This is a genomic window from Polyangium mundeleinium, assembly GCF_028369105.1.
In the GTDB taxonomy this organism is placed as follows: domain Bacteria; phylum Myxococcota_A; class Polyangia; order Polyangiales; family Polyangiaceae; genus Polyangium; species Polyangium mundeleinium.
This window is the reverse complement of record NZ_JAQNDO010000001.1, coordinates 1,913,622-1,931,205: the sequence shown is the minus strand read 5'-3', so window position 1 is coordinate 1,931,205 and position 17,584 is coordinate 1,913,622. Positions and strand designations below refer to the sequence as shown.

Here is a 17,584-nt window from a genome sequence, read left to right as displayed (position 1 = left end):
GGGATGGGTTTTGGCGTCCACACCCCTTTCTTGACGGGGTCTGGGCAGTACTCCGGAAAAGGACAGGGACAACACTCGGTCCCGACAACCTCCGGCGGGCAGTCGCTTCCGATGTCCGAGCCGCGCCCGCACCCGGACGCCCCGCCAAACGCCGCCCCCCATCCCGCCGCGATCACGAACCCGATTGCCTTGCGCATGCTGCAAGCCTACCGGGTTTCGTCGCCGGCGAGGCAACCCGATCCACAAAAAAAGTTCGTCCCGGGATCCCGGGACGAACGAGGTACGATGGTCTTAAAAAACGGAGGACCGCACTCCCACGAGGTCCGCGCAATTTGTTTTGGGTTTTACTCGGTCCCGTCTCCCGGTGCTACCGGGTGGGTGTTCGCGAGTCTCAGGTGCGCGGAGCGTGGGCCCGTCCTCCTGCGAAAAGGTTTGCCCGAGGAGAGGGGGAAAGGCAAGAGGAAAAGTGGACGTGCCCAGAAAAACTCGTTTCTGGCATGGGCGGGTGGGGACAAACCGGGAGGGGTTGCCTGGAGAGATCCCTTTTCCACGCCAACGCACGCCCCTGCACGCGCTCCGTTCCCCCGCGGTGACCAGGCGACCGCGCGCCGACGAAGCCGCTCGCGATCCCGGCTCTGATGATGTAAGGTACGCTCCTCGTGAGAGCTTCGAGCCCGAAGACACGCCGCGCAGCCTTCGCCGCCCTCGTCATCGCCGCCGCCGCAGCGCTCATCCTGGGGGCGCGTGGCCCGGACGAGGACGACTCGATGTACAAGCACTGCGAGGATGACCTCGGGTACGTCTTCGAGGGCTGCCATGGATGGGACGTCTGTCCGTACGTGGACGAAGAGTTCGTGGACGCGTGCGTCGCTGGTTGCGTGAGCACGATTTGCCCGGAACAAGCCGAGTGCACGGGCCTCGACCCCATGTTCTGCGCCCCTTGTGACGACATGCAGGGCGCCGCCTTCTGGCGCAACGTCGATGAGGCTGGGTCCCGGTGCGGACACAAGGCCGGGTTCTTTGTGTTGGTGGAGGAGCCCACGGAGGCGAAGTATCAGGCGATGTATCGTGCCTTCGATGAATGCTTCCCCGTAGATGTCGAGCAACACTGCCCGGCTCTCGCCCGAACCGATTGGTTGACCCACTTCGACGCCGTCACGCCCTTCCCCCGCAAACGCACCCTCCCTGCACGCGCTCCCGCTCCAGGCGCACAATCATCTTCGCCTCGGTGAAGGCTGGACCTCAGATCCCGCCGTGACCTCCCTCACCGGGGTGGGCATCGAAGCCCCCTTCTCCGCCTGCCCCCTCCTCGTCCTCGTCGAACCAATAGTCCCCGGTGCCAGCGCCCACCCCAACGGTGACGAGGGTCCCGCCGGTCGGCCCCGTGTAGTCGGGCCCGTTCGAAGAACCAGCTCCGTCGAGACAGATCAACGCGGGAGCGGCATCGAACTCGCATTTTATCTGTTTCTCGTAGGGCCTTATTTTCATGGCTGCCCCCTTGCACAGGTCTCGATTCCCGGAGCCATGATCGCGGATGACGGGATCCACGAGACCCTCCAAACGCTCCACGGAGTCAGGACGCCCTGCCTGGTTCGGGCACATAATGACGACGTTACACTGAATGGCGGGGCCTTCGAGCCCACCAAGTTCACGGTGTATTTTCGGGTTTCGGCACTTGCTCTCACACCCCACCGCGACCACCAAGCTCCACGCCACCAAGAACCCGACCACGACCCTCTGCATACACATCCCCTGTCCGACGCGGCCTACGGCCTCCCGGGCCGCTCACGCGTCGCCCACGCGCAGCCGTGATCCCCCTTGCCAGACCCCTCCCCACCGGGCCAACTATCCCCGCGCGCCCCCCCGAGGCCCAAAGCGGGTTGTCCCCGGATCCGTGGGGGAACGCGGGGCGGGAGGGGCGTGGGGACAAATGGGACAGAAAGCTTTGAACGCTGCCAGGGGAGATGTGGGTGCCAGCGACGACGGGTTACTGGGTTGTGCTGGATGTCCGGGGAGAGGTGCCTTCTTGGGTCACCTCTTGGGCAGTCACTCCCTCCCGTTTCCACCTCTCAAAACACGCGGGGCACAGTGCTTTCATTTCTGCGTCTGCACAGCCGCGATAGGCGCGGTCTTCTGATGGCTCCCATTCGCCATCGCCATCGATATCACCACTCAGGTGGCCACAACGGTCCCCCAGGACGGCCAAGTTGCGCCAGAAGGTTGCACCTGTCGGGTCCTCACAAGGAGTTCCACACCACATCGGATCGATCTCGGTGCACGTGATTTGCTCCGGGCAAAGATGCATCACACAGCCGGCTTGAAAAGCGGCCACGTGGCCTTCAAAGATATACTTACGCGGCCAGCGCGCCGGACTCTCGCACCAGTCGAAGACGAACCAGAGATCCGTCTTGCAAGACTCCGGGCCGCCAGCGCCCTGCTCGTGGAACCAGTAGTCCCCGCTGCCAGCCCCAACCCCCACCGTGACAAACGTTCCGCCTGTGGAGCCGGTGAAGTCGGGTCCGTTCGATGAGCCGGGTGCATCGAGGCAGATCCGCTCCGGTGAAGCCTCTCCCTTGCATCCGCTGTCAATGAGCTCGAGCCGCTGCGCCTTGTGTATGCAGGAGTCCCTGTTGTCATTTGCGTACCCGCGGTCGATGATCTTGGGGTCTACCAGCGGCGTCAGTGCCTCTCTCCGGATGGGGCGACCCTGGCCGGGATCGCAAACTTTGACGATGTTGCACGGCATCGCAGGCCCCTCGATCCTGCCGCGACCCTTCACCTCGTCCCAGGTCAACGCCGGATTCTTACACTCCTTCTCGCACCCCACCCCGACCACCAAGCTCCACGCCACCACCCACCCGACCACCACCCTCTGCATACACATCCCCTGTCCGCCGCGGCCCACAGCCTCCGCCCTGCCCACGCATCGCCCACGCGCAGCCGTGATCCCCCTTGCCAGCCCCTTCCCCACCGGGCCAACAATCCCCGACCCGAGGCCCCCACCCACAAAGCCCACCAACCCACCCCCGAATCGCATCCGCACATCCGTGGAGCCCACCGCCCAGGGCCCCCACGCCACCGAGATACCCTCCAACGGTCGGCGCCGACCCTCCAAGCCCATCCCCCTGCCCTCCAGGGCTCGCCCATGGCCCCGGAGCATGCCCTGATGGGCCCCAGGGCCCTCGGCCGACCCTCCAAGGCTATCCCGAACCCCTCCACGGGCATCCGCCGCCTCCGTCCGCCAAGCCGCGCAGACGCGGAGCTGCGGGCTCCTCTCGCGCGGACTCGGCCCGTCCTCCCCGCGCACATCCCCCGAGCCTCCAAGGTGGCCGCCCTCGCCTCCACGGCTCTGGAACTTCCGCTTCCGTTGTGCGATCGTTCACCCTAGGCGGCCGGGAGCCGCCAAAAGGGAGGCGATTCATGAGCGATCCGAAGCACCCCGCGGTGGGCGATCTCGTCATCGACGCAAGCGATGTCAAAGTAACGGATATCACGCCGGAACAAATTCAAAAACTCACGAAGGTACGCGACGGATTCGAGGACGCGGTCCATAACTTGCTCGGCCTGAAGTCCGAAGACGCCGACCGCGCGGGGCTCAACGAGAAAGACAAGGCGCGGCTCGCCGCGGCGTTCGCGCGAGATCAGCGAATCGGCGAGCTCCTGCCCGCCGCGCAGAAGCTCACGGAGCTGCTCCACGAGACGCGCCAGACGACACGGCACGAGATCGCCACGATCCTCGCCGAGAATGCCGCGCAGGCCAAGCGCAGGGCAGACCGCGCGCTGAATGGAGCCGAGGTGCTCGGTCCCCTCGCGCCATTGATGGACTACCAGTATGCGCCGGCCAACAAAGCCGCGGCCACGAAGGAAAAAGCCAAGGAGCCGAAGCAGGAAGGCTGAATCAAGCCGCGCCGAGGCACCCGAACTCGGCGCGCCTGCGCCGGAGCCGCTCGCTCATCACATTCGGAATCCGCGACGCCGCGGCGATCGCCTTGTCGAGCTGGCGCATGGCGCGCTCGCGGTGGCCATGGCGCGCGGCATGGAGGGCCCGCGCCTCCAGGACCTCGATGTGCTCCTGCCCCACGCTCGCGCGGGCCGAGCGGGCTTCGAGCGCCTCCCACGCAGAATCGAGGTCGGAGAAGCCGCCCTCGGCGTCCCCCGTCGCGAGCTCGATCATCGCGCAAAGCACGTCCTCCGAGGGCGACATCTCGGCCGCGTCCGCGCGCAATGCGGAAGCAATGGCGCGCGCCGTGCGCGCATCGCCGCGGACGAGGGCGATCCGCGCGTCGAGCAAGGCGAGCAGGGCCGGGCGTACGCAGCCCACGAGCCGCGCCGCCACGGAGCTGGCCGCGCGGGCCATGGGCTCGGCGGCCTCGACGTCGTCCATCCAGTACAGATGCTCGGCGAGGTTGTAATGGCCCGCGAGCTCCAGCGTGGGCTGGCCGAGCTCGCGGCCGAGGTCGCGCGTGCGCTCGAAATCCTGGATCATGCCCTCGCGATCGCCGCGGAAGGCCCGCACCATCGCGCGGGAGTTCCACGCGGCGCCGAGGTGCAGGAGATCGCCGCGCTCCTCGCAACGACGAATGACCTCGTCGAGCATGGCGGCGGCCTCGTCGACCCGGCCGAGCAAGGGCAAGTTGTAGCCGAGCAGGAGCCGCGCAATGACATAGGTCTCGTAGGCCTCGTCGCCGAGGCGGCTCGCGAGCTCGGCCGCGCGCGAAAGCTCGGCCGCGGCCTCCTCCCCGCGTTCGGCCCGCAACGCCGATCGCCCGACGCCGAGCAAGAGGCGCGCTTCGAGGAGCGCCGAGCGCTCGCACGGGCCGACGTCGGCCTCTCGCGCGGCGAGCACGCGGCGCTCGGCCTCGCGATATTCGCCCATCCAGTCGAGCACCATGGCCTCGTCGAGGAGGAGATCCACGACGAGCGACGGCTCGCCGCGCCGCGCCGCGCCGGCCCGCGCCCGCGCGAGCGCATCGAGCGCGTCGTGATACCGGCCGAGGCGCATACGCGAGAGGCCACGGCCGCGCTGCGCGGGCGTCGGCAGCTCGCCCCAGAGCGCCTCGGCCTTGCCATAACATCGCTCGGCGTCGAGGTAATCCTTGCGGGCCGCCGATTGCTCGGCCGAGGCCAGGTAAAACGAGGCCGCCCGCGCCGCCGCGCCGCCACGCTCGAAATGTTCCGCGAGGACCAAGGCATCGGCCTCGCCCTTCTCCTCCAACCATTCGGCCGCGAGGTGATGTCCGAGCGCGCGATCCTCGTCCGTCAGCATCGCATACGCGCCCTCGCGCCAGAGCGCCTGGCGGAACGCATATTGAGCTTCGCCTGGAATGCCGCTCTCGCGCTGGCGCAGGACGATCTCGTGCGTGACGAGGGCCGCGAGATCCCGCGCGACGGCTTCGTCGTCATCACCCGCGAGGCGCGTGACCGCGCCGCGCCAGAAGACCGGCCCGAGGATGCTCGCGGCGCGCAAGGTGCGGCGGGCGCTCGGCTCGAGCCGTTCGAGGCGCGATTGCACCATGGCCACGACCGTCCCGGGCGGGGTGCCCCCGCGGCCCTCGGCCTCGGCGCGGATGAGCTCTTCCAGGAAAAACGGGTGCCCCTCGGACGACGCGACGAGGCGCTCTTCGAGCCCCTGGGCCCGTTCGCCGAGCGCGTGCCGGACGAGGCGAACACACGCGCGGGGCGAGAGGTGCCGAAGGCGGACGTCCTGCCGGCCACGGCTCGACCAGAGGCCGGGGACGTGCTCGTCGATCTCGGGGCGCGCCGAGGCGACGAGGAAGATCGGCTCGAACGCGAGGCCCTCGAGCGCAGCGTCGAGCGCGAGCAGCGAGGCGCGATCGCCCCAGTGCACGTCTTCGAGCAGGAGCACGAGCGGTTTGTCTGCGCACTCGGCGCGCAGGAAGTCGCGGAGGGCGCGCTGCATCTGCTCGCCGCAAAGCTCGGGGTCCTGGCGCGCGGCGCGGAGCGGCAAGTCCTCGTCGTCAGGGAAGGGCACGCCCGCGAGCTCACCGAGGAAGTGCGCGACGCGGCGGCGATCCCGCTCGAGGACGCGGCGCGCGACACGCGCGAAGAGCAGCTCGCGGCGGCGCGCGAGGGGCTCGCCGCCGCGGATGCCCGAGGCGCCGCGCAGGACCTCGGCGAGCAGGCCAAAGCTCGAAGCGACGCGCAAAGGATCGCCGCGGCCGAACCAGATCTCGGCGGGCTCGACCGCGGCCCGCTGGCGCTCGACGAACTCGTGGAGCAGGCGCGATTTGCCGATGCCGGCGGGGCCGGAGACGACGACGACACGCGCAGCCGGCTCGTTCTTGCAGGCGCCGAAGGTGAGGTCGAAGAGGCCAAGCTCGTGCTCGCGGCCGACACAAGGCGTGGCCTTGCCGAGCAGCGGCCGGGAGACCTCGAAGCTCGCGCGCTCGCCGAGGAGCGCGAAGCCGCCGCCTTCGAGGGCCTCGACGTCGAAACGCGCGTCGAGCAGGCCCGCCGTGGTCTCGTCGAGGGCGATCCGCGCCTCTCCGCTCCGCGCGTGGAGGAGCCGCGCCGCGCGGTCGATGGCCTCGCCGACGGGCACGCCGCGCGAGCGCTCGCCGAAGCCCGAAGCGACGGCCATGGCCGCGCCGAGCGCGCGCTCCGAGAGCGCGAGCGCGCAGCGGGCGACGTGCGCCGCGACGTCCGTGGGCACGCGCGTCCTGTCGATCACCACGGCCGCGGTGCCGTCCGCGAAGACCTCGAGGTGACCGCCGAAGCGCTCGGCGATCGGGCCGAGATCGTCCATCGGCGAGGCGCAGGCGAGCGTGGTCGTTGGGACAAACGTGTGGGACGCGCCCTCCCTGCGGCCGCAGAGCACGACGCCGAGGAACCTTCGTTCGCCCTCGCCGAGCGTCGATCGGGGCGCAGAGGAGCGCGGGGCCTCCGAGATCGGGGGCTCGAGGTCCTTCTCGGCGGCGAGCGCGAACGCGACGGCCGCGCCGTCTTGGGGCCTCCCGAGCGGCTCCTTGGCGAGCATACGAGCCATGAGGACGTCGAGCCACGAGGGCACGGCGGGCGCGCGCTCGCTGAGGCGCGGCGCGTCCTCGAAGATGATCTTCGCGAGGACGGCGATCGTGTGATCGGCGCGGAAAGGCGGCCCGCCGGTGATGCACTCGAACATCAGGCAGCCGAGCGAGAAGACGTCGGCGCTCGCCTTGACGATGCTGCCGCTGCGGACCTGCTCGGGCGCCATGTAGCTCGGCGTGCCGATGACGGTGCCGGTCTGCGTGATGCGCGAGGCCTCGCCGCAATGCGCGATGCCGAAGTCGAGGATCCGCGGCTCGCCGACGGACCCGTTCACGAGGAAGACGTTCTGCGGCTTGAGGTCGCGGTGCACGATGCCGGCGTCGTGCGCGACGGCGAGGGCCTCGGCGAGGCGCTGGCCAAGCGTGACGGTCTCGCGGAGGGTGAGCGGCCCGCGGTCGAGCCTGCGCCCGAGGTCCTCGCCTTCGAGCCATTCCATCACGAGCAGCGGGCCCGACGCCGAGGACGTGTCATACGCGACGTAGCGGACGATGCCCGGGTGGGAGAGGCGCTCCAGGATCTGCGCCTCGCGACGGAAGCGCTCGAGGCTCTCGGGGGAGACGGCGACGAGGATCTTCGCGGCGACGACGTGACCGGTCACGAGGTCGATGGCGCGAAAGATTTCGCCCATCCCCCCTGCATTGACGCGCGCCTCGACGCGGAAGCGCCCACCAAGCACGTCTCCCGGCCGCACGAGGGGTAGCGTAACCCTAGGATTTCCGGCGTCCAGGGACCATCGGAAAGGAAACGACAATCGCAATTCGACCGGGTCGAATCGAAATGGCGCGGTGGCCGCCTGGAACGGAGGGCGGCGTGGTGGTCAATGGCGTCTTCGGGGTGGTCTCAGGGCAATCCAGTCGTGATCACGAACTTCGTCGTCGTCCCGCTCTGCCCGGGCCTTTCGATGCAGGACGGATAGTACTGGCCCGCGCCGTTCAAGCTCTGGCAGACGTTCGCGCAGGGGCCGACGATGTCGATGATCCCGCACTCCTCGACGCCACCGCCGTCGAGCAGGTGTCCCACGGCGCAATCGCGCTTCCAGGCGCGCGAATTCGTCACCGTGGCGTTGTTGTAGCAGGCGTGAAGGAACGGCGTGGGCGCCCATAGGTTGCCCCAGAATGCGCCTTCGACGTCGGGATACTGGGCGAGCTCCGGGCTCCCGGTGAGCGTCTTCAAGGGCTCGGTGAGCGATCGGATCGAAATGGTGACGGGCACTTGGTAATAATTGACCCGGGCCGCCAAGCAGGCGCTCACCATGTATTTCCCCTGTGTATTGAGCGGCCCCGTGGCCCAGCAGGGCGCGACGCCGAGTTCGCCCTTGTACACCTCGTCGTGGTCGACGTCGTTCACGTCGGTCCAGGTGAACGCGAAGCTCTGCGCGGGGGTGAAGGCGCAGCCGATGGCATATTTGAGAAAGGCGCGGACGAGGGTGCCTTGGGCCCCCGGGTCCTCGATCGCCACGAGGGCATGGGGATCGAGTGTGTTCAGGGCGAGCGCATTCAACGCGAGCGCGTTCAGGGCGAGCGCATTCAAGGCCAGCGCATTCGACCCGAGGTGGTTCCCCTGGACGAGCGCGACCTCGGCCTCCATGACGTCATCGGAACGCTCGTCGGCAACCTCGGCGCAGCCCGGGGCCAGAGCCACGAGCGCCATCCACAACGACCAGGCTCGCATGTGCACCTCCAAGGGACATTGCTCTCCCGGGGTGGTCCGTCCGCGGGCGAACCCCGTTGGACGGACACCGCGGGGGCGGTCGGTTCGATGGGCGTTCGTGGGAGGGCGTTGCGCGATTTTGGTGCTACGCCGCGCGAGGGTGTCCGCGTCGGAACGACGGTCAGGGGAGCGCGGTCGTGATCACGAGCTTCGTGTTCGCATTCCCGGCTGCGTAGGGTTTTTCGACGCAGAATGGGTAATACTGGCCGCCGCCATTCAAGGACGCGCACACGGAGCTACACGGGCCGACGACGTCGATCATGCCACACTCCTCGATCGTGCCGTCGTCACGCAGATGGCCCGTGGCGCAGTCCCGGCTCCACGCGCGGGAGTTCTCGACGGTCGCGCTGTTATAGCAGGCATAAATGGCCGGGGACGCGCCCCATAGGTTGCCCCAGAACGCCCCCTCGACGTCTGGAAACTCGACGAGCTCCCGGGCCCCGGCGAGGAGCCGGAGAGGGGCCTCCATCGACCGAAGGGAGACCAACACCGGCACCTGATAATAATTGACGCGGGCAGCCACGCAGGCGCTCACCATGCGCTGGCCATTGAGATCGAGCGGGCCCGCGGCCCAGGCCGGGGCGATACCGAGCTCGCCCGGATAGGTCTCCTGATGCACGACCTTCGCCGCGTCGGTCCAGGAGAACGAGACGCTCTGCAGGGGCGTGAGGGCGCATCCGACGGCATACCGGACAAACGCGCGGGCCAGCTCGCCCTGGGCCGTCGGAGCGCGGATCGCCGCGAGCGACTGTGCATCCAGCTTGTTCGGGGCGATCCCGTTCAACGCCAGCGAGTTCAGCGCCAGCGAGTTCAGCGCGAGGGAGTTCGACGACAGCCTGTTGCCGTCCATGAGCGCGTCCTCGCCTTCGAGGACGTCCTCGGGGAGGTCGACATCGCCCCCCCCACACCCCAATAAGATAACAGCGGAAAATCCCATCATCCAAAGCCCGAGATGCATACATTCCTCCTACGACGTTCGCCGGCGCCATGAACGACACACGGAAAAACACGCGTGGGTCGGATCGCCGACGGGTTCGTGCTTGGATGCGCAGCAGGCGCAACGCGTTGCGCGGCCGAGCATCGAGCTAGCCGCGCGCGAAGGAGGGAATATGCGGGGGCGGGACCGGAGGGAGGGCCCGTTCAGGGCAGCGCGGTCGTGATGATGTGCTCGGTCACGGCCGGATCCTGGTCCGGCTTCCGGATGCAGGACGGGAACGCGCCCGTCTCGTCGTTCACCGGCTCGCAGACCGTGTCGCAGGGCCCGACGATGTCGATGATGCCGCACTCCACGACGGAGTTGTCGGGGTTCAAATGGCCCGCAGCGCAGTCGCGGGAATGGGTGCGGGAGTAGGCCACCATGGCGCTGTTGTAACAAGAATGGAGGTAAGAGCCCTCCTCGTCCCATAGGTTGCCCCAGAACGCGCCCTCGATGTTCGGATACGAAAGGAGCTCGTTCGGGTCGACGACCTTCAAGGGGGCCTCGGGAGCCCGCATCGAGATCGTGACGTGCGTGCCATAGTAGTTGGTGAGCCCCGCCAAGCAGGCGCTCACCATGCGCTGGCCCGCCAGATCGAGCGGACCCGCCCGCCAATCCGGGGCGAGGCCAAGCACGCCCGGGTACGCCTCGGCATGCTCGACGTTTTGCTCGTCGATCCAGGTGAACTCGAACGTCTGACCCGCGTGGAACGAGCAGCTCACAGCATACTTGACGAACTCGCGGGCAAGGTCGCCGTTCGCCCCAGGATTCCGGATTGCCGCGAACGAATTCGGGTCGAGCGCGTTCACGTTCAGCGCGTTCACGTTCAGCGCGTTCACGTTCAGCGCATTCACATTGAGCGCGTTCACGTTCAGCGCATTTTGCTTGACGATCGCGCCTTCCGCAACCCCGACCGCATCCTCCTCCGGACCCACCTCCGCGGTGCACCCCCCAAGAGCCGCCGCAAGAACCACGAGCTGAGCCCCTCGACCGAGAACACGCATGATTGACCTCCGTTTCTGCCGCAAGGAAACGACGGAGCCGAACGATGCAGGGATTCCGGACATTCCATTATGTCTATATGCGTTCTTGGAACGGCGCAAGCACAAAAATGGCGGAAATCGCTGCGCCGAGTTTGCTCAACATGAGCAATCCCCGCGCGGCGACGATAGGAAGGGTGCGTCGGCGCACGAACCCGACGCATTGGCGTACCGTAAAAACCTGATGCGGCCCTTACGGAACGACAGGGCGATCGCTGTCAGGACTTTGCAACGGCGAGCGCACGCCGGAGCCGCGGCGTCATGACGTTCGCGACCCGTGACGCAACGTCGAGCGCGACCTCGAGTTGCCGCGCAGCGTCGTCGCGGCGGCCCCGGCGCAACGCCGAAAGCGCCCGCGCTTCGAGGACCTCGATCCGCTCCTGACCCACCGAGGACCGCGCCGAACGCTCTTCGAGCTCGTCCCAGCGCTCGGCCGGCGCGTCGGTCGTGGCAAGCTCGATCATCGAGCAGAGGACCTCCTCGGAGGGCACCAGAATCTCGGCCCCCTGCACCCGCGCCTCTGCCTGCTCCTTGCGAATGGCCACGACGATCGCCGCAGCGCAGGCCTCGTCGCCGCGATAAAGGTGCACGCGGGCCTCGAGCAGTTGGACGATGGCAGGGTGCGCCCCGATGTTCGGCCGCGAGAACGAGGCCGCTGCGGAGCGAATGTACGGCTCGGCGGCGGGGATGTCGTCCATCAGGTAAAGATATTCACCGAGGTTGTAATACCCGATGAGCTCCAGCGTGGGCTGGCCGATCTCCCGGCCGATGGCAATGGTGTGCTCGTAATCGGCGATGAGCCCCACCCGATCGCCGCGGCAGGCCCGGACGAGGCCTCGGTTGGCAAGCGCGCCGCCGAGGTGGAGGAGGTCGGCGCGGACCTCGCAGCCCCGAATGACCTCGTCGAGCACCGAGGCCGCCTCGTCGAGCCGCCCAAGCCCCGGCAGGATGAACCCGAGCAAAAGGAGCGCGATCGTCCGCGTCTCGTAGCCCTCCTCCCCGAGCCGCCCCGCCTTCTCCGCGGCGGCCGAGAGCGCCGAGGCCGCCTCTTCATTGCGATCGGCGCGGTGCGAGGACCGCCCGAGCCCGAGCAAGAGGCGCGCGTCGACGAGAGGCGACGTGCCCTCGACATACCGCGCCTGCGCAGCGAGGACCCGATCCTCGGCGCGCTTCACGTCGCCCATCCAGTCGAAGACGATGCCCTCGTCGAGCAAGAGCTCGACCTGCAAGAGGACATCCCCCGCAGCCTCGGCCTGGGCCCCGGCCGCCGCGAGCTCGGTGACCGCGTCCTCGTACCGACCCCGCTTGAACCGCGCGAGCCCGCGCGCCCGCCGCGCCACCACGGACAACCCCGAGAGCAGCTCGTCGGCGCGGGCGAAGTACCGCTCGGCGTCCTGGTAATTGCGCCGCGCGCTCGCCCGCTCGGCGCCGCGAATGAACATCGTGCCCGCCCGATCGAGCAGGCCGCCGCGCTCGAAGTGACCCGCGAGGACGAGCGGATCCGACTCGCCCGCACGTTCGAGCCATTCGCCGGCGAGCCTGTGGCCAAGCGCCCGATCGTCGTCCGTGAGCAGCGCATACGCGCCCTCGCGCAGGAGCGCGTGGCGGAACGCGTACTCTTCGTCCCCGGAAAAACGGCTCTCGCGGTGCCGCTGGCAAATCTCGCCGGAGACGAGCGCGGCGAGCGGATCGTTTCCGGGATCGCCCTCGCCGACCATGTGCACGACGGCGCCGCGCCAGAAGACCTCGCCGAGGATGCTCGCGGCGCGCAGGGCCCGGCGCGCGCGGGGCTCGAGCCGTTCGAGGCGCGTCTGCACCATCGCGATGATCGTGCCCGGCAAGGATTCGCCGAGCGAGCCCTCGGACGCGGCCCGGACGAGCTCTTCCAGGAAAAACGGGTGCCCCTCGGAGAGCGCCACGAGCCGCTCGACGAGCGGAGCCTCGGCCGCGTCGCCGAGCACCTTGCGCGCGAGCCGGGCGCTCGCCTTCACGGAGAGGTGCTTGAGGCGGATCTCCTGGCGGCCACACGCGACCCATAGCTGCGGGAAGACCTGCTCGACCTCGGGGCGCGCCGTCGCGACGAGCAAGATGGGCTCGTCCGCGAGCTCGCGCAGCGCCGCTTCGAGCGCAGAGACGGAGGCGCGATCCCCCCAGTGCACGTCCTCGACGACGAGGAGCGCGGGGCGCTCGGCGCAAAGCGCGCGCAGGAAATCACGAAATGCGCGTCGTATCTGCTCGCCGCAGAGCTCGGGGTCCTGGCGCGCGGCGCGGAGCGGGAGGCTGTCCTCGTCGGGGAAAGGGATGCCCGAGAGCTCGCCGAGAAACTCGGTCACGCGGCGCAGGTCCCGAGCGGGGACGTGGCGCGCGACAAACGCCGCGAGGCGCTCGCGCCGCACCTCGATCGGCTCGCCGCCCTTCACCTCGGCCGCGCGCCAGAGCACGTCCGCGAGCAAGCCAAACGTGGAGCCCGCCCGCTGCAGATCGCCTCGACCCCACAAAATCTCGACGGGCGCGGCCGCGCGCTTGCGACGCTCGATGAACTCGTGGACGAGGCGTGATTTGCCGATGCCCGCCGATCCCGTGATCACCACGGCGAGCGCCGCGGGTTCGTCCTCGGCGCTCGCGAAGCTCTGTTCGAGCAAGGTGAGCTCGTGCTCACGACCGACGCACGGCGTGAGCTTGCCAAGGAGCGGGCGGAAGGCCTCGGCCGAGACACGCTCGCCGCGCAGCTCGAAGCCGCCGGGCGCGAGGTCGACGATGTCGAAGCGCCGGTCGAGCAGGCCCGCCGTGGTCTCGTCGATCGCGACGCGCGGCCCGGGGATCGAGCCCTCCATGTGCAAGAGCCAGAGCGCTCGCTCGATCGCCTCGCCGACGGGCAAGCCACGCCCGAGCTCGCACCAGCCGGTGGTCACGGCGATGGGTACCCCCGGAAAAAACTCGCGGAGCGCGAGCGCGCAGCGAGCGACCTGCGCGGCGATGTCCGTGGGCACGCTCGTGTGATCCAGGATCACGACGGCCGTGCCGTCCGCGAGCAGCTCGAGGTGCGCGCCGAACCGCGTGACGACCGAGCGCATCGTGTCGGGCGTGGAGACCGCGAGCGTCTTCGAGGTCGACGTGATGGGCGGCGCGGACGCGGGCGGGCCGAGCAGCACGACCCCGAGGAAGCGACGCTCGCGCTTGCCGAGCGAGCGCGGCGGCACGTCGTTGGGGTCGTCGTCGAGGAGCGTCTCGGCTTCGAGGGCGCGGGCGAGCACGGCGCCGTCGCGCGGCCGCCGCGTGGGCTCCTTCGAGAGCATGCGCGCGACGAGCTCGTCGAGCCACGGGGGCACGACGACGCCGAGCTCGAAGAGCCGCGGCGCCTCTTCGAAGATGACCTTCGCGAGCACCGCGACGAAGTGATCTCCCTGGAAAGGCGGCCTGCCCGAGAGGCACTCGAAGAGCAGGCATCCGAGGGAAAACACGTCGGCCGAGGCCTCGACGATGCCGCCGCTGCGCGCCTGCTCGGGCGCGATGTAGCTCGGCGTGCCCATCATCGTGCCGGTCGCGGTGATGCGGGCGCTGCCTCCGAAAAACGCGATCCCGAAATCGAGGATCTTCGGCGACTCGATTCGTCCACCAACGAGGAAGACATTGCCGGGCTTGAGATCGCGGTGGACGATGCTCTGCGCGTGCGCGACGCCGAGCGCGTCGGCCACGCGCGTCGCGAGCGTGATCGTCTCGGGGACCGTGAGGTGCGTCCGCGCGAGCCGGTGCGCGAGATCCTCGCCTTCGAGCCACTCCATCACCAGGAAGGGCTGCCCGTCCGGCATCACGTCGTACGCCACGTAGCGGACGATGCCGGGGTGCGAGAGCCGCGCGAGGGCCCGGCCTTCCCGCTCGAAGCGCGCCACGGTCTCGGCGGACGTGTCGTTCAGGATCTTGGCGGCCACGACCTCGCCCGTGGAGAGATCGAAGGCACGGTAGACCTGCCCCATGCCACCGCCTCCGACCTGGGCGTCGATGCGGAATCGCTGCGCGAGGACCTGCCCGACTCTCATCCGGAAGGCGGTTGGCGAAGACCGTGGTTCGACGACGTCGAGGTCCATCTTGCCCGCACCGTGACCAGCATACGCGTCGCCTGCGCGCGAATCATCATCTCTACGCGGTCAAGACGAACGTCACGCGCGCAGCGCCCCTGTCCGGAAGGAGCCCCACGAGCCTCCCGTACCGTCCCGTCACCTTCTTGCACGTCCCCCCGTTGACGGAGCGGTGAACGGATTTATGGTTCGTTCACGCCTCGGGCCACCGGACCGGCGACGCCGACCGTGGCGAGGCGCTCTTTCCTGAAGTGCCAAGGAGTCCCACGATGACGACGCTCCGCGACGGGGCCCGCGTGCCCTCTTCTCCGTTTCCCGTGCTTCCGCTCCGCAACGGGGTGCTCTTTCCCGGCGCGGTGATCGCTCTCCCCATCGGCCGCGAGCGCTCGGTGGCGCTCGTCCGGACGCTGAGCAAAGGGGACGTGATTGGCGTCCTCACGCAAAAAGACCGCAACGTCGGCGACCCGTCCGAGGCTGATCTCTATCGCCTCGGGACGTTCGCCAGGGTCGTGGAGACGGGGAGGCTGCCGAGCGGCGACATGAAGCTCGTCATCGAGGGCGTGGGCCGCATGCGCCTCGATCGAATCGTGCGTCGCGATCCCTTCTGGCTCGTGGAGGGCGAGGTCGCCGCGGAGGCGAGCGAATCGAGCGCGGAGGCCAAGCTCTTCGCCCGCGCGCTCTTCGATCAGGTGCGCGAGCTCGGCCGCGGAATCGAGAATTCGATCGATCCTTCGCTCGCCGAGGAGGATCCGGGTCTGTTCGCGGATCGGGTCTCGGCATTGCTCGGGCTCACGTCGGACAAGGACATGCGCGTGCTCGAAGCGCTCGACGTGGTCGAGCGGCTGCGCATCGTGGCCGGCTTCGTCATCGAGCAGAAATCGCTCTCCGAGGTGAAGCGAAAGATCGAGCAGGACGTGCGCCGCGAGATCGGCAATCACCAGCGCGAGGCGATCCTGCGCGAGCAGCTCCGGGCGATCAAGAAAGAGCTCGGCGACGAGGGCGAAGGCGACGAGACGGGCAAGCTGCGCGAGCGGCTCGACAAGGCGAATTTGCCGGACGAGGTGCGCGCGGTGGCCGATCGCGAGCTCAAGCGGCTCGAAGCGCTCTCGCCGCAGCAGGCCGAATACAACGTGATCCGGACGTACCTCGACTGGATCGCGGAGCTGCCCTGGACCGAGCGCGCGGACGCGAAGGACGACATCGACGCGGTCGGCAAGAAGCTCGACGAGGACCATTACGGGCTCGGCGACGTGAAGCGCCGGATCCTGGAGCACATCGCGGTCCTCAAATTGAAGGGCACGGCGAAGGGGAGCATTCTCTGCCTCGCGGGCCCGCCCGGCGTCGGCAAGACTTCGATCGGGCAATCGATCGCGGACGCGACGGGCCGGCCGTTCGTGCGCATCGCGCTCGGCGGCGTGCGCGACGAGGCGGAGATCCGCGGGCACCGGCGCACGTATGTGGCGGCTTTGCCGGGCCGTATCGTCCACGGGATGAAAAAGGCGAAGGTGAAGAACCCGGTCGTCCTGCTGGACGAGATCGACAAACTCGCGGTGGGCTGGGCCGGAAACCCCGAGGCGGCGTTGCTCGAGGTGCTGGATCCGGAGCAAAACAAGACGTTCCAGGACCATTACCTGGAGCTGCCGTTCGACCTGTCCGAGGTGCTCTTCGTTTGCACGGCGAACGATCTCGGCACGCTGTCGGCGCCGCTCCGCGACCGGCTGGAGATCATCGAGGTGCCCGGGTATACGCCGGACGAGAAGGCGCAGATCGCGCGGCGGCACCTGATTCCGAAGCAGCTCGCGGCGCACGGGATCCCGGACGGCACGTTGACGATCACGGACGACGCGCTCCGGGCCATCGTGCGCGATTACACGCGCGAGGCGGGCGTTCGTCAGCTCGAACGGGAGATCAAGAAGCTTTGCCGGGCGATCTCGCTGGAGGTGGCGCGGGCGAAGGACGAAAAGCCGAACTTGCACGTGGAGGAGAGTGATCTCGGGAAATACCTCGGCAAGGTGAAGTTCTTCGCGGAGGTGGCGGAGCGGACGGCGTCGCCGGGCGTGGCCACCGGAATGGCGTGGACGCCGGTGGGCGGGGACATCCTGTTCATCGAGACGAGCCGGATGCCGGGTCGAGGCCGCGTGGAAATCACGGGGCAGCTCGGCGACGTGATGAAGGAATCAGCGAAGGCCGCGCTTTCCTATGTGAAGAGCCACGCAGCGGAGCTCGGCGTGGATACGGCGAAGCTCGAAGAGGAGGACCTGCACATCCACGTGCCCGCGGGCGCCGTGCCCAAGGACGGGCCGAGCGCGGGCGTGACGATGTTCACGGCGCTGACGTCGCTGCTCTCGTCGCGGCGGGTGCGCAGCGACACGGCGATGACCGGCGAATGCACGCTGCGCGGGCGCGTGCTTCCGGTCGGCGGGATCAAGTCGAAGGTGATGGCGGCGCATCGGGCCGGCATCAAGCGGGTCATCCTCCCGCAAAAGAACGCGCGCGACGTGGAGGAAGTGCCGGAGGAGGTGCGCAGCTCGCTGACGTTCGTGTTCGCCGAGGACATGAGCCAGGTCATCCACGCAGCGCTGGAAGAGCAGCCGGCCGAGGAAGAGACCGTCCCGCTCGGCAGCGACGCGGCGTCGGCCGGCGGCGGCGCGCAAGCGGTTCATTGAGGATCAACGCGCCGCAGCAAGGTGTAGGCGGATATCTGCCAAAATCCTGATCTGCGGCGCGTCGACACT

Annotated in this window: 10 protein-coding genes; 3 read left to right on the top strand and 7 right to left on the bottom strand. The window is 68.6% G+C overall.

The window, feature by feature from the left end; translation table 11 throughout:
* Positions 1–659 precede the first annotated feature (659 nt).
* Positions 660–1,232 (top strand): hypothetical protein, encoded by a 573-nt coding sequence (locus POL67_RS07925; RefSeq protein WP_271916488.1) that lies wholly within the window; start codon positions 660–662, stop codon positions 1,230–1,232.
* A 10-nt stretch (positions 1,233–1,242) separates the two neighbouring features.
* Here POL67_RS07925 and POL67_RS07920 read toward each other — a convergent pair whose 3' ends face one another.
* Together POL67_RS07920 and POL67_RS07915 are read right to left on the bottom strand one after the other, a co-directional pair.
* Positions 1,243–1,743 carry a hypothetical protein gene (locus POL67_RS07920; protein ID WP_271916487.1) on the bottom strand — a complete coding sequence of 167 codons (501 nt, stop codon included), beginning with the start codon at positions 1,741–1,743 and terminating at the stop codon, positions 1,243–1,245.
* 244 nt (positions 1,744–1,987) lie between these two features.
* Complete coding sequence (locus POL67_RS07915; RefSeq protein WP_271916486.1) at positions 1,988–2,878, bottom strand: hypothetical protein; 891 nt, start codon at positions 2,876–2,878, stop codon at positions 1,988–1,990.
* Positions 2,879–3,420: 542 nt separating this feature from the next.
* Here POL67_RS07915 and POL67_RS07910 point away from each other — a divergent pair.
* Positions 3,421–3,897, top strand: a complete 477-nt coding sequence (locus tag POL67_RS07910) for a hypothetical protein (RefSeq protein WP_271916485.1) — start codon at positions 3,421–3,423, stop codon at positions 3,895–3,897.
* Position 3,898: 1 nt separating this feature from the next.
* Here the strand turns inward: POL67_RS07910 and POL67_RS07905 are convergent, their stop codons facing one another.
* The 5 genes from POL67_RS07905 to POL67_RS07885 form a co-directional block, all read right to left on the bottom strand.
* Positions 3,899–7,723, bottom strand: coding sequence for a serine/threonine-protein kinase (locus POL67_RS07905; protein WP_271930766.1), 3,825 nt, complete (start codon positions 7,721–7,723; stop codon positions 3,899–3,901).
* Between the two features lie 164 nt (positions 7,724–7,887).
* Complete coding sequence (locus POL67_RS07900; RefSeq protein WP_271916484.1) at positions 7,888–8,718, bottom strand: hypothetical protein; 831 nt, start codon at positions 8,716–8,718, stop codon at positions 7,888–7,890.
* Positions 8,719–8,878: 160 nt separating this feature from the next.
* Entirely contained in the window at positions 8,879–9,715 is an 837-nt protein-coding gene (locus POL67_RS07895; RefSeq protein WP_271916483.1) for a hypothetical protein, read from the bottom strand.
* Positions 9,716–9,897: 182 nt separating this feature from the next.
* On the bottom strand, positions 9,898–10,737 hold the full coding sequence (locus POL67_RS07890; protein WP_271916482.1) for a hypothetical protein: 840 nt from the start codon (positions 10,735–10,737) through the stop codon (positions 9,898–9,900).
* Between the two features lie 254 nt (positions 10,738–10,991).
* Positions 10,992–14,810 (bottom strand): serine/threonine-protein kinase, encoded by a 3,819-nt coding sequence (locus tag POL67_RS07885; protein ID WP_271916481.1) that lies wholly within the window; start codon positions 14,808–14,810, stop codon positions 10,992–10,994.
* A gap of 308 nt (positions 14,811–15,118) precedes the next feature.
* On the opposite strand from POL67_RS07885, the gene lon reads away from it, so the two are divergent.
* Positions 15,119–17,515, top strand: a complete 2,397-nt coding sequence (lon, locus tag POL67_RS07880; RefSeq protein WP_271916479.1) for an endopeptidase La — start codon at positions 15,119–15,121, stop codon at positions 17,513–17,515.
* The last annotated feature ends 69 nt before the right edge of the window (positions 17,516–17,584 follow it).

What these genes read in the sequence shown, in the direction of transcription:
- POL67_RS07890 (WP_271916482.1), bottom strand. Translation starts at nt 10,737, where the DNA reads ATGCGTGTTCTCGGTCGAGGGGCTCAGCTCGTGGTTCTTGCGGCGGCT.
- POL67_RS07895 (WP_271916483.1), bottom strand. Translation starts at nt 9,715, where the DNA reads ATGCATCTCGGGCTTTGGATGATGGGATTTTCCGCTGTTATCTTATTG.
- POL67_RS07900 (WP_271916484.1), bottom strand. Translation starts at nt 8,718, where the DNA reads ATGCGAGCCTGGTCGTTGTGGATGGCGCTCGTGGCTCTGGCCCCGGGC.
- POL67_RS07920 (WP_271916487.1), bottom strand. Translation starts at nt 1,743, where the DNA reads ATGCAGAGGGTCGTGGTCGGGTTCTTGGTGGCGTGGAGCTTGGTGGTC.
- POL67_RS07885 (WP_271916481.1), bottom strand. Translation starts at nt 14,810, where the DNA reads ATGAGAGTCGGGCAGGTCCTCGCGCAGCGATTCCGCATCGACGCCCAG.
- POL67_RS07910 (WP_271916485.1), top strand. Translation starts at nt 3,421, where the DNA reads ATGAGCGATCCGAAGCACCCCGCGGTGGGCGATCTCGTCATCGACGCA.
- POL67_RS07915 (WP_271916486.1), bottom strand. Translation starts at nt 2,878, where the DNA reads ATGCAGAGGGTGGTGGTCGGGTGGGTGGTGGCGTGGAGCTTGGTGGTC.
- lon (WP_271916479.1), top strand. Translation starts at nt 15,119, where the DNA reads ATGACGACGCTCCGCGACGGGGCCCGCGTGCCCTCTTCTCCGTTTCCC.